We start from the raw sequence: 15,471 nt of genomic DNA, 5'->3' as shown, positions 1-15,471 counted from the left end.
ATCTTTATAGGGTAAAACAGTTGTTTGTATAAGAAATGCAGATTGTTAAAAACACAACAATATTATTTGATCCCTAAAAGCATCCGATATATTATAATAACATAAAAAAAGCTCACAACACATTGTGTTATGAGCCTTGGAAGAGTAGCGGGACCCAGGATTGAACTGGGGACCTCATGATTATGAATCATGCGCTCTAACCAGCTGAGCTATCCCGCCATCGTCTTGATTGCGGGTGCAAAGGTAATACATTTTTGTTTATATCCAAAATTTTTCGGCTCTTTTTTTATCTTTTTTGTCGAAAAACATGAAAAAGTATACATTTTCATACCGATATGTATGAAATTTGCACTATCTTTGCAAAGGTATAACAATATTAAAGCATCAACCATTACACTAAGACCTAACCATGCGGCATCGAAGCTGCAAATGTGTAACTTTAAACAATAGCATGGACAAGAAAAGAATCGAGATTGAGCACACGCTCAATTCTACATCACGCAATATCGTGTGGCAACTTATCGGCACAGCCGAAGGACTAAACCGCTGGATTGCCGACGACGTGAAAATGAACGGCAAGCACATTGAGTTTGCCTGGGGCGACGACTGGCGACACCACGAGACCCGCCAAGCCACACTGACATTCAACGAGCGGTACGAGCGAGTGCGATGGCAATGGGACGACGAAGACGACGAATCGTTTGTAGAGATTCGTATGGAACGCAGCACACTGTCGGGTCAATACACGCTGCACATCACCGATTTTGTGTCAAACGACGATCTCGAATGGCTGCAGGACACATGGAGCCACAACTTCGAAAGATTGCGCCGCACAAGCGGGGTGTAATACGACGGCACACAACGTATAGGTATTTTGCAGCAGCACGTCTGCAAAAAAACATAAAAAGTAATAGTTTATGAAATATTTATGCTAATTTTGCAATTCGGTATACCTATATATATATAATGTTTCGAATAAAGAAATTAGACATATTCATAGCAAAGCAATTCGGTCTTCTGTTCATCGGAACCTTCTTCATCTGCCAGTTTGTGCTGATGATGCAGTTTCTGTGGCGCTATATCGACACGCTCGTAGGTAAGGGCTTGTCGATGGACGTGCTTGCCGAATTTTTCTGGTACATGGGTCTGATGTTCGTTCCGCAGGCCCTTCCACTGGCAATACTCCTATCATCGCTTATCACATTCGGAAATTTGGGCGAAAGCTCGGAGCTGACAGCAATAAAGGCTGCCGGCATCTCGCTGATGCAGGCTTTCCGCTCGCTCATTGCCATAAGCGTGCTCATCTGTTTCACATCACTATACTTCCAGAACACCATCGGACCTAACGCCAACAAGCATCTGATGATGATGTTGCTGTCGATGAAACAGAAGAGTCCTGAGCTCGAAATTCCTGAAGGAATATTCTATGACGGCATTCCCAACTCAAACATTTACGTACAGAAGAAAGACCTGAATACGGGCAAACTGTATGGCATCATGATTTATCGTATGACGGGATCGTACGAGGACCAGGCCATAATACTTGCCGATTCGGGCATGCTGCAAGCCACTGCCGAGAAGAAACACCTGCTCATGACGCTGTGGAACGGCGAATGGTTTGAGAACATGCAGGCCCAGGAGCTTGCCGGAAACGCCGCTGTACCATACCGTCGAGAGTCGTTCACAGCCAAACGAATACTGCTCGACTACGACGGCGACTTCAATATGAACGACGGATCGGGTCTCTCAAACAACGCCAAGGCTAAAGGCTTCGCACAAATCACACACGACAAGGACTCTATCAAAGCCCTATACGACAGCATCGGACGCGTATATTACAACGACGACATGCGTATGGTGTACAACATAAGACCAGTCTCGAAGAAAGACTCAATGCGTGCGCTGACACTTGCAAGCACTCCGAAATACAATGTCGACTCGGCCTTTGCCCGACTGTCGTCCGATGCACAGCGTTCGGCAATCAGTTATGCCCAGCAACAAGTACGGTCGCGCACCACCGACCTCGACTTCAAGCAGATGATGACATCCGACGGCGACCGCATCATACGCCAGCACGAGATAGAATGGTTCAGCAAGATTTCGCTTGCACTTACATGTCTGGTGTTCTTCTTCATAGGCGGACCGCTCGGAGCCATCATACGCAAGGGCGGACTGGGACTGCCGGTGCTCATATCGGTGCTCGTATTCATCGTCTACTATATCCTCGACAACACCGGACAGACCATGGCGAAGAAGGGAATGTGGACTCTGTGGTTCGGACTGAGCCTCGCGCCCACCGTGCTTATACCTATGGCGGCGTTCTTTACTTATAAAGCCACCAACGATTCGGTTGTGTTCAACGTCGAAGTGTACATCGACCTCTTGCGCCGATTCTTCGGTTTGCGCGTAAAACGACACGTGGCACGCAAGGAGGTTATCATCAACGACCCCGACTACGCCTCAGACTATCATATGCTGATGGACATAAGCAATCAAGTTACGACCTACTCAGAGCATCACAACCTGAAACATGCGCCCAACTGGATTCGCGTCTTCTTCAGATACGAGCCCGACCACGCCATTGCCGGCATATACGAGCAGCTCAAAAATGTGATAGAAGACCTCAGCAACTCGCGCGACCGCACCATCATCAACCATCTGAGCGCATATCCTATCATATCGGTCAAGGCACACACACGGCCCTTCGAGCGCAAATGGCTCAACATAATGTCGGCTATAATAGCGCCGTTGGGATTCATCCTGTATATGCGCATGTGGCGATACCGCCTGCGTCTGCTGCGCGACCTGCGCACGATAAAGGCCGAAAACGACATAATAACCGAAAGAATAAAAGCCATTGCCCAGCGCGATGGACACACATTATAATATATAACTAATAGATACACATTAAACATCTGAAATATGGGAGAGTTCAAACTCAGCGGCATTGAGGATGCCGTGAAAGACTTCAAAGAAGGAAAATTTGTAATCGTCGTTGACGATGAAGACCGTGAGAATGAGGGCGACCTCATAATCGCAGCCGAGAAGATTACTCCGGAGAAAGTGAATTTCATGCTTAAGAACGCACGTGGCGTGCTTTGCGCACCTATCACGCTGTCGAGGTGTGAGGAGCTCGACCTGCCCCACCAGGTGAGCGACAACACAAGTATGCTCGGCACACCGTTCACCGTGACCGTCGACAAGCTTAAAGGATGCACCACCGGCGTATCGGCTGCCGACCGTGCAGCAACAATACAGGCGCTTGCCGACCCTGCATCGACACCGCAGACATTCGGACGTCCGGGCCATATCAATCCGCTGTATGCCCAGGACAATGGCGTGCTGCGCCGTTGCGGACACACCGAGGCTACAATCGACCTCTGCCGTCTTGCCGGACTGCGTCCCGCCGGTGCCCTTATGGAAATCATGAACGACGACGGAACAATGGCACGCATGCCCGACCTGCAGAAGATGGCAGAGGAATGGGGCTTGCGCATCATCACTATAAAGGACCTTATCACCTATCGACTTAAGAAGGAATCAATCATCGAGGTCGGCGAAGAGGTAGACATGCCCACCGAGTGGGGACACTTCCGCCTCATACCGTTCCGCCAGCAGAGCAACGGACTGGAACACATGGCTCTCGTCAAGGGCGAATGGAGCGAAGACGAACCGGTGCTCGTACGCGTACACTCATCATGCGCAACTGGCGACATACTCGGTTCGATGCGTTGCGACTGCGGACAGCAGCTGCACAAGGCAATGCAGATGATCGAGAAGGAGGGCAAAGGCGTCGTAGTATACATGCAGCAGGAAGGCCGCGGCATCGGACTGATGAACAAGATTGAGGCATACAAGTTGCAGGAAGAGGGCTACGACACAGTCGACGCCAACGTACACCTCGGCTTCAAGGCCGACGAGCGCGACTACGGCTGCGGAGCACAGATGCTGCGCCACCTCGGCATACACAAGATGCGTCTGCTCACCAACAACCCGACCAAGCGCGTAGGACTTGAGGCTTACGGACTCGAAATCGTAGAGAACGTGCCCATCGAAGTGATGCCCAACAAGTATAACGAGCGCTATCTCAAGACAAAGCGCGACCGTATGGGCCACTCTTTGCACCTGAAATAGCATTCAGTTTATTTTGTATTGTCTCCGAATTGCAGTAACTTTGCACCTAATTACAGACAACAATCAATGAGTATAGTAAAGATAAAAGACAAGACATTCAAGACCTCTATCCCCGAGGCGGAAATCAAGAAGCGTGTCAAGGCTCTGGCTGACCGTATCAACAACGATATGGCAGACAAGAACCCGCTGCTGTTGGCAATGCTCAACGGCTCGTTTGTGTTCGCAGCCGACCTGATGCGCGAGATAACCGTGCCTGCCGAGATATCGTTTGTCAAGATGTCGTCGTATGCCGGAACATCGTCTACCGGCAAAGTGAAGCAGCTGATAGGTCTCAACGATGACATCAAGGGCCGCACCATCATCATCGTAGAGGACATCATCGAGTCGGGACTGACAATGAAGGCAATTCTCGCCCAACTCGCCGAGAAGCAGCCTGAGACGATACACATCTGCACACTGCTGCTCAAACCCGACTGTCTTGAGACCGAACTCGACATACGCTACACGGCATTCGATATTCCCAACGACTTCATTGTGGGCTACGGACTTGATTACGACCAGCAGGGACGCAACCTCAAGGACATATACACAGTGGTGGAAGAATAGACACGACTGCTTAATCAGTAACAACAGAACAAACAGTACATATTTATTTTTAAGTTAAAAAGATGAAGAACATCGTAATTTTCGGTGCCCCTGGTTCAGGCAAGGGCACCCAGAGCGACCTTATGATCGAGAAGTATGGCTTCAACCATATCTCAACTGGTGACGTGCTCCGCAACGAAATCAAGAACGGAACAGAGCTTGGCAAGACAGCCAAGGGATTTATTGACAACGGCCAGCTTATCCCCGATGAGCTTATGATTAATATCCTCGCAAGCGTATACGACAGCTTCGGCAAGGAGCACAAGGGCGTTATCTTCGACGGATTTCCCCGTACAATCCCGCAGGCAGAGGCTCTCAAGAAGATGCTTGCAGAGCGCGGACACAAGGTAGCAGCAATGATTGAGCTTGACGTTCCTGAGGACGAGCTTATGACACGTCTCGTAAAGCGTGGCCAGGAGAGCGGTCGTTCGGACGACAACGCTGAGACTATCAAGAAGCGTCTTGACGTTTACCACAACCAGACAGCTCCACTCATCGAGTGGTATAAGGCAGAGGGCATACATCACCACATCAACGGTCTCGGCGAACTGCCGCGTATCTTCGGTGACATCTGCGCTGTTATCGACGCACTCTAATAATATCGCAACCCGATAAAACAACATAAGAGGGGCTCTCAGTTACGAATCATATCGTAAACTGAGCGCCCCTCTTTTTTGTTTTACCCGAAAGACTGGACTTATCAATTCTTCTTCGACGTTATGCCGCCATTCTTGGTCAGCGTGATGGTCGACTGCTGCAGATTTCGGGCTGTATGGTCGAAGATGAGGTTGGGATTGAAGCGACGGCCCTTGAAGTGTGTCTCGAAGTGCAGATGTTCGGTAGTGGCGCGTCCGGTGCGTCCTGTCAATCCTATCACCTGACCGGCTTTCACCTTATCGCCCACCTTCACGAAGTTCTTCGACTGATGGCTGTAGAGCGTCTCCAGTCCGTTGGCGTGCTTTATGACGATGCAGTTGCCATAGCCATAATAGCTCGACGAGCGTGTCACCACACCATCAAAGGCAGCCACAATCTCGTCGTTGGGCTTTGTCTTGAGGTCGACACCCGAGTGTCGACGCCTGCCTCCGTACGGACTTATCACCTTGGCGCCCGGCAGAGGATACGCCCAGCGCTCCTTCTCCATCTTCTCAAGATTCCACTTGAACGTCGACGACTTCTCAAACACATCCTTCTCCATGTCGGTGGCCGACTCTTCGATGTCGGTCTTGTCGCCCAGCACGCTCACATTGACGTAGTTGCCACTCTTCTCGCAGAGCAGGGTCTGTCGGCGCAGGCGGTGGCTGTGCACGTCGATCATTGCCGAAGGATTGATACGCGCACCGTTCACCATAATCGAGAAGTCGCAGTAGAACTTGCCGTCCTTGTGTCCGACGATGGCTATGGTCTGTCCGGCGCGTACGTTGGTGCCCACATCTACAAGGTTCTCGGCATTGTTGCCATAAACGGTTTCAAATCCGTTGCGGTGGCGTATCACTATGACGTTGCCCAGTTCGTTATGCTTTCGCGACAGGCGCACGGTTCCGTCAAACATCGCCTTCACCGCATCGCCGTCCTTAGTCTCTATCTGCACAGAATTGTTCTTGCGCACAGTGGCCTTGCCAACGGGCAGCGGAAACGAATATTCTGATGCCTTCAACAGACTGAAATCGACGTTGAAGGCATCCGAACGGCTGAAAAGTCCAGGTGTGGCAATGCTAATCTGCTGTTGTTCGGCAGCGGTGAACTGTTGTTTTACGGGTGCGGCTGCAGTGGTAGTCATCACCACTGCAGCGAGTAATAGTAGGGTTCTTATTTTCAATAATTTCATTAGTCTTTAGGGTTTAGGAATATGCCGTTGTATATACGGCCTGAATTGATGCCGAGCCGGCGTGCCGAAAAATAGTCGTCGGTGTTGTCGAAGGTGCAGACGGCTGTGTCGTGTATATTCTCCTTGGGCACGCCAGCCTGCTCCAGTAGCATCTGATTGCAGAGCGGCAGATTGATGTGCCACTTCATCAGGAACTTGTCTTTAGGGTCGGCAGCATCGTCGTTGCGCTTCACTTCGCGATGTGCCACGGCATCCATGTCAAACATGGCTTCGGCAAAGGCATTGTATACCTCGTTGCCCACCTCAAAGTTGCGCTCCGAAATGCCCGGACCGATAATGGCCTTGAGCTGTGTGGGGTCAGTATGGTATGCTGCACGCATGTCGGTTATTGCCTTCAATACTATGCGGGCGACCGTGCCACGCCATCCGGCATGTATGGCGCACACTGCGTGATGAACCTTGTCGTAGAGCAGAACGGGAATGCAGTCGGCTGTACTCACTCCGACGCACACGCCCGTAAGGTCGGTCATCACGGCATCGACGCCTTCGAGCAGCATAGACTTGATGTTGTCGGGCAGAGTCATGAACTCCTTTGCGATAATGCGGGTAGAGATGCCGTGCGTCTGATGTGGCATGATGATGTTCTGCGATGGCAATCCCAGTTCGTCGGCAAGTATCTGTCGGTTGTGGGCAATGTGCTGCGCATCGTCGCCACACCACTCGTTAATATTGAACGAGGCGTAAGCACCCTGCCCCACTCCGCCATGTCGGGTTGTGGAGAAGGCCGTTACGCCATCGGCTATATTATAATAGGTGGGATTCTGACTACTTTGCGTCATCATAGTCCTCCTCTTCATATTCAAAGTCGTCGAGGTCGTCTACGTCCTCGATATCCTCGTCGTCGATGTAGATAATATCGTCCTCGCCCTCTGCCTGCATCTCGGCAGCGAAGCGTGTCATGTCCTTGTCGCGGTGTACGAGAGTGTCTTCGGCTGTGATACTCTGCAGCTTGTTGCTCTCCGAGTTGAGTTCGTTCCACAAGGTGTCCTTGAGCTGCTGTATGCCCAGACCCGTAACCGACGAAATGAACACCACGGGCAGGTCGTCGGGCAGCGTATCGCGCAGCATGTCCATGAGTTCGTCGTCGAGCAGGTCGCACTTGGTCACGGCCAGCACACGGTGCTTGCTGAGCATGTCGGGATTGAACTGGCGCAGCTCGTTGAGCAGAAGTTCATACTCGCGCTTTATGTCGTCGGTGTCGCCGGGCACCATGAAGAGCAGCAGCGAGTTGCGCTCGATGTGTCGGAGGAATCGAAGTCCGAGACCCTTGCCCTCGCTCGCGCCCTCTATAATACCGGGTATGTCAGCCATTACGAACGACTTGTGGTCACGATAGTCGACGATGCCGAGCGAGGGTTCGAGCGTTGTAAACGGATAGTTGGCTATCTTTGGGCGTGCGCTCGACACGGCAGAGAGCAGTGTTGACTTGCCTGCGTTGGGCAGACCTACGAGTCCGACGTCGGCAAGGAGCTTGAGCTCGAGAATGATGGTCATCTCCTCCATCGGCTCACCGGGCTGTGCATAGCGCGGAGTCTGGTTGGTAGCCGAACGGAACTGGAAGTTGCCCAGTCCGCCACGGCCGCCCTTGAGCAGCAGCACTTCCTGTCCGTCGTGCATAACGTCGCACACGTACTTGCCGGTTTCGGCATTGTACACCACAGTTCCGCAAGGCACGTCGATGTAGATGTCCTTGCCGTCCTTGCCGTGACACTTGTCGCGTCCGCCGTTGCCGCCGTGTTCAGCGAAGACGTGGCGCTGAAACTTCAGGTGAAGCAGCGTCCAGTAGTTGTGGTTGCCACGCAGATAGATACTGCCGCCGTGTCCGCCGTCGCCTCCGTCAGGCCCTCCGTTGGGATTGTACTTCACATGGCGCAGGTGCATTGAGCCACGGCCGCCCTTGCCCGAGCGGCAGTATATCTTAACATAGTCTACGAAATTCGATTCTGCCATTATATATAATCAGTTTTAAAAAATTGGATATTTGCAAAGATAAATATTTTTTCGCGCATTTAGGCATGCGCATGCCATTTTTTGCTGTTGCCGCCTTCAAAAACAAACTTAATATCAGACTGTTCCCCGAATATCGGGTCACAAACACTTATAATCAAGACTCATCCGAAACGTGGAGTGATACGACTGTTTTAACGAAGACCTAACTGTAGGAGGTTATGGCGTCCTCGCCATAACCTGAGCAAGCAGTGGTATAAAAAAAACTAACAATAAGAATGTACTGTCTGACAGCTCAGGCTACGGCGGGGACGCCATAGCCTCCTACAATTTGCTTAGCCAATCCACTCACAACACCTGAACTTACATCATTGCCACCCGAATTGCCGAACAAAGCAACCCCGTCGGATTTTTCACTTTTCCCTTTTCACTTTTCACTTAAATTCCATTGGATTTTTCACTTTTCCCTTTTCACTTTTCACTTAATTTCCGTCGGATTTTCAAAAGGAGTCCTTTTGCCTTTCAAAACGAGTCCTTTTGGACAGCAAAACGAATCCTTTTGGAGAGCAAAACGAGTCCTTTTGGAGAGCTAAAGTTGTCCTTTTGCTCAGCAGAAGTTGCCCTTCAGCACAATTATAGTTGTCGCTTGGCAGAACCAAACGACAACTAAATACGAATAAGATTGATTTTCAAGGAAATACGAGATCAGCCAATTCTGCCCTGTGCAAAATTTCTTCCGGCATCAATACGCAGGAAGATGAAGAGCAGAATGGTGAATCCCCATAGCGACGATCCGCCATAACTGAAGAACGGTAGCGGAATGCCTATAACGGGGGTGAGGCCCAGCACCATTCCAACATTGATGAACACATGGAAAAGGAACACCGAGGCTACACTATAGCCGTATATCCTGCCGAAGGTGAACGGTTGCCGTTCGGCAAGCTTCATCAGTCGCAATATCAGTGCCAGGAACATCAGCAGTACGCCTGCCGAGCCTACAAAGCCCTCTTCTTCGCCCACGGTGCAGAAGATGAAGTCGGTGTCTTGCTCGGGCACAAACTTCAGCTTGGTCTGTGTTCCGTTGAGGAAGCCCTTGCCTTTGAGTCCGCCCGAACCGATGGCTATCTCACTCTGGTGCACATTGTAGCCGGCTCCATCCAGGTCTTCGTCCAGTCCGAGCAGCACATTGATACGCACGCGCTGGTGAGGCTCCATCACATTGTTCAATACGTAGTCGGCTGAGTAGAAGAAAACTACCGATCCTACGGCAAAACTCAATATCAGGAAGTACTGGGGCAGTCGTGTGCGCAGTCCGTTGAGCAGCAGATACACCGCTATGGCAACGCATACGGCTATCTGGACCAGCGTCACGTCGAAGCGTATGACGTACACCGAGAAGAGCATTGCCACAATCGTAAGACCCAGACTGTAGCCCAATATCAGGCGGGTCTGCCTGCGCTGCTGGGTATATACGTCGACCAGGCACGCCGTGAATATCTGCACGAGCATGAGCACGACAAATCTGCCCACCGATGTGGGCGTGTCGAACATCAGCTCGTTCTCGTACTTTATGCCTACAACGAAGTATACCACCATGGCAACTCCCGTAAAGAGTATGCTGCCGGGCATGCCCTCGCGGTAGAGAACAAGGAAGAATGTGAGGTAGACCAGCGCCGAACCCGTCTCGCGCTGGCCTACGATGCAGAGCATAGGGATGAAGATGACGGCGCAGGCGGCGGCGAAATCCTTCCATCGCCCTATGTTGAAGCCGTACGTACTCATCAGTTTGGCAAGCGCCAGTGCCGTTGCGAACTTGCCGAATTCGGCAGGCTGCAGTCGGAGCGGACCAATGACGAGCCACGAGTGCGAACCCTTGATGTCGTGCGGATTGAATATCGTGGCAAATAGCAGCAACAGCAATCCTCCGTATATGACATACGAGAAGGTGTCGAAGAAGCGCGTGTCCATCATCAGAATGACAAATCCCAGACATATACTCGTGCCTATCCATATCACCTGCATGCCCGAACGGGTGCTCAGGGCGAAGATGTCGTTCTCGCCGAATGTATAGCTGGCTCCGCAAATGCTAATCCATCCGAACGCCATAAGTCCGATGTACAGGGCTATTGTTATCCAGTCTACCTGCGACCAGAAGTTCTGCGGTTTGTCGGTTGTTGGCATAAATACTTATTTCTATTGTTGTTATAGTTGTTTGACATTCCACGGCTACTGTTGCTGTTCGCCACTTTTCGCTTCAACCGGCTTGGGTTGCTGGTCGGCTTCCGACTGCTTTGCAGCCTTGGCTTTCTTTGCTGCGGCAGCCTTCTTTGCTGCGGCAGCCTTGCGTTCCTGTCCGGGGAAGCGTGGTCCGTAGCCTATGCGGCGATGCTGCATCGACCCGGCTATCGCCTCACCAGCCGGCGACAGCTTGCCGTTGATGTACTGTTCCATCATCAGTCCGCCTATAGGCACACCATAGTCGGCACCCCATCCGCCGTTCTCCACATACACTGCAACGGCTATCTTTGGATTGTTCATCGGAGCGAAGCCCATGAATACGGAGTGGTCGCGGCCGTGGTTCTGTGCCGTACCGGTCTTGCCACACGCTTCAAACGGCAGTCGCGACAAGGCCCTGCACGTTCCCTTCATTGCCGACGAGCGCATGCCTGCCACCACATAATCGTACGAGCGGTGGTTGGCTTTGGTGAAGTGGCGATGGGTATATGCCGTGTCGAGCGGCATGTTCTGCACCTTACGCACTACGTGAGGCGTATAGTAGTAGCCGCGGTTGGCTATGGTTGCGCCGAGATTGGCTATCTGTAACGGAGTGAGCGTCACCTCTCCCTGTCCTATAGAGATTGACACGATGGTGAGTCCGTTCCACGATCCGCGGTAGTTGCGGTCGTAATATTCGGCGTTAGGTATCATTCCACGCTTCTCGCCCGGCAGGTCGATGCCCAGCTTGTAGCCGAATCCCATGCTCACCATATAGTCGCGCCATACGTTCATTGCCTCAAAAGGATTCTTATACTTCGACCGGTTGCCCATCATGTAGTAGAGTCCCCAGCAGAAGTAGGCGTTGCACGATGTTGAAATGGCATCGACAAGGGATATAGGTGCCGCATGCGAGTGACAGCCCACATGCAGTCCGCGACAATAAAAGCCACGATGGCAAGGAAAAGCAGTTCCAGGTGTAACAATGCCTTCGGTCATATACGTCAGCGCCTGGGATGTCTTGAATGTAGAACCCGGCGGATACATACCCATAATCGAGCGGTTGAGCAGCGGTTTCCATGCGTCGCGCGACAGCAGTCGGTGGTTCTTGGAGCGCGAGCGTCCCACCATGATACGCGGGTCGTAGCTCGGTGCCGACACCATAGCGAGCACTTCGCCTGTCTGCGGGTCGATGGCTACGATGCTGCCTATCTTTCCTTCCATCAGCCGTTCGCCCAAAGCCTGCAACTTAAGGTCGATCGAGAGCGTGAGGTCCTTGCCTGCCACGGGCTGTCGGTCGTAGGCTCCGTCCATGTATTTGCCTTGTATTCGTCCGCGGGCGTCGCGCAACAATATCTGTACACCCTTCTCTCCGCGCAGCTCCTTCTCATAGTATTTCTCCACACCGAGCTTGCCTATGTAGTCGCCGGGCTGATAATAGTCGTCCTCCTCAATGTCGGCAGGCGACACTTCGGCTACATCGCCGAGGATGTGCGCACCACACGATGTCTGATACTGGCGTATGCTGCGGTGCTGGACATAGAATCCAGGAAACCTGAACATCTTCTCCTGAAAGTTGCTGAACTCCTCGTTGCTGAGCTGACTCATGAAGAGCTGCTGCGTAAAGCGCGAGTAACCTGGGTTTTTCGCATAGTTCTTGATGTCGTCCATGCGCTTTATGAAGAATTCCTTGGTAATGCCAAGCGCATTGCAGAACTCGGTTGTGTCGATACGTCCTTTGGCTTCGTTCATTACAACCATAATGTCGTATGCGGGCTGGTTGTACACCAGCAGCTGACCGTTGCGATCATATATTGCTCCACGCGACGGAAACTCAACCTTTTTAAGGAACGCGTTGGAGTCAGCGTTCTTCTTATAGTCGTCGCTCATTAATTGGAGAGTAAACAGACGGATAATGTACACCGTGACAATTGCCACGGCTACACCTCCAATTACAAAGCGACGGTTTTCGAGAGTGTACCTGCTCATCTTTTACGACGTATGTTTTCAATTACCAATATAAGCACTATCGTCAGCACGGCGCTGCTCGCTGTGCACAAAGCCCATTGTGTCCAGTTGTACAGATTGAACGCTTCAAGACTGAAGAACGTGAGCGTGTACAACAAAACGATAATGATTATGTAATTGACATATTTAGATACACCGAGCGTAATTGGTGACGGACGCAGGTCGTCGGCACTGTCGCGCGGTGCAAACAATGTGAGTACATAAGGCTGTATGAGTCCGACGAGGGTCATCGAAGCCGAAGCTACGCCGGGAGTCGACGAGAATATGTCGACCGCCAAGCCCATGGCAAAGCACCATAGGAGCACTGCCCAGCGCGGAGTGCCGCGTCTGAGCGTAAGCGGAAAGTACACATACAGCAGTGGGGTGGCATAGCCGAACAGGTGGATGTTGTTGAGCACCAGTGCCTGTACGACAAGCAGTATGACGAAGAATATGAAATTTCTTACTGTGTTAAGATTCATTTTCTGTATGAGGGTGATTACGTTATGTTTATTGGCGGGCCTTGAGCGAGTCCTGGGCCGCCTGAAGTATCTCCATCTTCTTCTCCATCTCGGTGTCGTTGATTACGCACACGTCGCGCAAACGAGTGAAGTCAGTGGTCAATGTCACCTTAAGACGGTATGCCATACCGTCGGGTGAGTTGTAAACGTGCTTGATTCGTCCTACGATAACACCCGATGGGAACACCGACGAGTAGCCCGATGTCACCACATAGTCGCCCAACTTGAAGTGGGCATGGCGTGGAATGTCGTCGATATAGGCATATTCGGGCGAACCGCCGTTCCAGTGCAGATAGCCGAAATAGCCACGTCCGCGTATCGAACAGCTTATGTTCGACTGCGCGTTGAGTACAGGTATTATGACAGAGTAGTGTTCGGACGTGAGATATACGATGCCTACGACACCCGTTCCGCACACTACGCCCATGTCTTTGCGCACACCGTCAGCACTGCCCTTATCGATTGTGATGAGGTTGTTGGCCTTGTCGAGCGACGAGCTCACCACCTTGGCAGGTATGGTGCTATACTGTCGCATCACGCTCTGCTGCATACGCTCCACAGCGGTAGTGTCCTTCTGCGTCTTGCGTATCTGTTCGGCAAGCATTTCCACCTCGCGTTCGAGATACACATTGCGCTCGGTGAGCTGACGGTTGACGTCGGTGAGCGAGAAATATTGGGTCACAGCCGAGCTCCACTCGTACACCTTGCCGCTGACGGCGTTGGCCGATGTGAACCATACGCTGCCCTGATAGCTGTTGTAATGAAACAGCAGCGTGAGGCTCAACACCTCAAGCAGCACGAAGACAAACCAGTGGTTGTGGCGTGAAAGGAATTCTAATAGGTTGCGCATTTTGTTGTAAAAGTAAAAAAGTAAAAGAGTAAAAAAGTAAAAAAGTAAAAAGGTAACGTCGGCACCTATTATATATAGCAAGCCGATTTGCAAGGAATTGCCCTACACTTTTTACTTTCTTACTTTTCTACTTTTTTACTTTTGTCTGTTTTATCTCATCAGGAATGAGAAGCGTTCGATGTTCTTCAGAGCTACACCGGCTCCCTTTGCCACGCTGTGGAGCGGATCCTCGGCGATGTGGAACGGAATATTGATCTTCTCGGTGAGTCGTTTGTCGAGTCCGCGAAGCAGAGCACCGCCACCACTGAGGTAGATACCGTTCTTGACGATGTCGGCATAGAGCTCAGGCGGAGTGCTTTCGAGTGCCGAGAGTACGGCGTTCTCGATCTTTGCAACGGTCTTGTCGATGCAGTGTGCTATCTCCTGATAGCATACCGGAACCTCCATTGGCAGTGCTGTGATGCGGTTAGGTCCGTGTACGATGAAGTCTTCGGGAGCCTCATCGCCCAATTCTGTGAGTGCAGAACCTACATGTATCTTGATACGTTCGGCCATACGCTCCGAAACTTTCACGTTGTGCTGGCGCGACATATACTCCTGGATGTCGGCTGTAAGGTCATCGCCTGCGGTGCGGATAGAGTTGTTCGACACGATACCTCCGAGTGAAATGACTGCGATTTCGGTAGAACCTCCACCTATATCTACAATCATGTTGCCCTCCGGTGCTTCTACGTCGATGCCGATACCGATGGCTGCTGCCATTGGCTCGAATATCAGATATACGTCGCGACCGTTGGCATGCTCGGCACTGTCGCGTACTGCACGCAGTTCAACCTCGGTAGAACCCGAAGGCACACCGATAACCATGCGCAGTGACGGCGAGAAGAGTCGGCTGCCAGTATGAACCATCTTGATGAGTCCACGCATCATCTGCTCGCATGCGGTGAAGTCGGCTATAACGCCGTCGCGCAGCGGACGTATGGTGCGGATATTGTCGTGAGTCTTCTCATACATCATCTTGGCCTTTGAGCCAACAGCTATCATCTTGTCGGTGCGGCGGTCGAGCGCCACTACCGAAGGCTCGTCAACAACGATTTTGTCGTCGCTGATGATGATGGTATTGGCTGTGCCGAGGTCCATTGCTATTTCTTGTACGAATGAAAAAAATCCCATTTATAAATTTTGAGTTTTGAGTTTTGATTTTTGAATTGTCGCCTGCGGCGATTAGGAGTTTTGAGTTTTGAATTTTGAATTTTGAATTGTCG

The 15,471-nt window shown here is 51.4% G+C and carries 13 protein-coding genes and 1 tRNA gene; 5 read left to right on the top strand and 9 right to left on the bottom strand.

The window, feature by feature from the left end; genetic code table 11:
• Nucleotides 1-145: 145 nt before the first annotated feature.
• Nucleotides 146-219 (bottom strand) — tRNA-Met (locus I6E49_RS10220).
• 232 nt (nt 220-451) lie between these two features.
• Between I6E49_RS10220 and I6E49_RS10215 the strand changes: the two genes are divergently transcribed.
• The 5 genes from I6E49_RS10215 (at nt 452) to I6E49_RS10195 (ending at nt 5,375) form a co-directional block, all read left to right on the top strand.
• A complete protein-coding gene (locus tag I6E49_RS10215; RefSeq protein ID WP_235402139.1) occupies nt 452-847 on the top strand; it encodes an START-like domain-containing protein in 396 nt (131 codons plus the stop codon).
• 119 nt (nt 848-966) lie between these two features.
• Nucleotides 967-2,886 carry an LptF/LptG family permease gene (locus tag I6E49_RS10210; protein ID WP_235402138.1) on the top strand — a complete coding sequence of 640 codons (1,920 nt, stop codon included), beginning with the start codon at nt 967-969 and terminating at the stop codon, nt 2,884-2,886.
• Nucleotides 2,887-2,922: 36 nt separating this feature from the next.
• Nucleotides 2,923-4,134 carry a bifunctional 3,4-dihydroxy-2-butanone-4-phosphate synthase/GTP cyclohydrolase II gene (locus I6E49_RS10205; RefSeq protein WP_235402137.1) on the top strand — a complete coding sequence of 404 codons (1,212 nt, stop codon included), beginning with the start codon at nt 2,923-2,925 and terminating at the stop codon, nt 4,132-4,134.
• A gap of 66 nt (nt 4,135-4,200) precedes the next feature.
• A complete protein-coding gene (gene hpt / locus I6E49_RS10200; protein ID WP_235402136.1) occupies nt 4,201-4,740 on the top strand; it encodes a hypoxanthine phosphoribosyltransferase in 540 nt (179 codons plus the stop codon).
• Between the two features lie 62 nt (nt 4,741-4,802).
• Entirely contained in the window at nt 4,803-5,375 is a 573-nt protein-coding gene (locus I6E49_RS10195; protein ID WP_235402135.1) for an adenylate kinase, read from the top strand.
• A gap of 104 nt (nt 5,376-5,479) precedes the next feature.
• On the opposite strand, the gene I6E49_RS10190 is transcribed toward I6E49_RS10195, so the two are convergent.
• The 8 genes from I6E49_RS10190 to I6E49_RS10155 form a co-directional block, all read right to left on the bottom strand.
• Complete coding sequence (locus tag I6E49_RS10190) at nt 5,480-6,607, bottom strand: M23 family metallopeptidase (protein WP_235402134.1); 1,128 nt, start codon at nt 6,605-6,607, stop codon at nt 5,480-5,482.
• The gene (gene pgeF, locus I6E49_RS10185; protein ID WP_441006970.1) at nt 6,607-7,449 is read right to left on the bottom strand and encodes a peptidoglycan editing factor PgeF; all 843 of its coding nucleotides are present in this window, start codon (nt 7,447-7,449) and stop codon (nt 6,607-6,609) included. The genes I6E49_RS10190 and pgeF overlap by 1 nt, the downstream gene beginning before the upstream one ends.
• A complete protein-coding gene (gene obgE, locus I6E49_RS10180) occupies nt 7,433-8,617 on the bottom strand; it encodes a GTPase ObgE (protein WP_235402133.1) in 1,185 nt (394 codons plus the stop codon). The genes pgeF and obgE overlap by 17 nt, the downstream gene beginning before the upstream one ends.
• Nucleotides 8,618-9,319: 702 nt before the next feature.
• Nucleotides 9,320-10,795: a rod shape-determining protein RodA gene (gene rodA / locus I6E49_RS10175; protein ID WP_235402132.1), complete on the bottom strand. Its 1,476-nt coding sequence runs from the start codon at nt 10,793-10,795 to the stop codon at nt 9,320-9,322.
• Between the two features lie 45 nt (nt 10,796-10,840).
• On the bottom strand, nt 10,841-12,817 hold the full coding sequence (gene mrdA / locus I6E49_RS10170) for a penicillin-binding protein 2 (protein ID WP_235402130.1): 1,977 nt from the start codon (nt 12,815-12,817) through the stop codon (nt 10,841-10,843).
• Nucleotides 12,814-13,317 carry a rod shape-determining protein MreD gene (mreD, locus tag I6E49_RS10165; protein ID WP_235402129.1) on the bottom strand — a complete coding sequence of 168 codons (504 nt, stop codon included), beginning with the start codon at nt 13,315-13,317 and terminating at the stop codon, nt 12,814-12,816. Before mreD ends, mrdA begins: the two co-directional genes overlap by 4 nt.
• 28 nt (nt 13,318-13,345) lie before the next feature.
• Complete coding sequence (gene mreC / locus I6E49_RS10160; RefSeq protein WP_235402128.1) at nt 13,346-14,206, bottom strand: rod shape-determining protein MreC; 861 nt, start codon at nt 14,204-14,206, stop codon at nt 13,346-13,348.
• A gap of 150 nt (nt 14,207-14,356) precedes the next feature.
• The gene (locus I6E49_RS10155) at nt 14,357-15,379 is read right to left on the bottom strand and encodes a rod shape-determining protein (RefSeq protein WP_235402127.1); all 1,023 of its coding nucleotides are present in this window, start codon (nt 15,377-15,379) and stop codon (nt 14,357-14,359) included.
• Between the last annotated feature and the right edge of the window lie 92 nt (nt 15,380-15,471).

The organism is Leyella stercorea (genome assembly GCF_021531655.1).
This window is presented reverse-complemented; position numbering and strand designations above follow the sequence as displayed.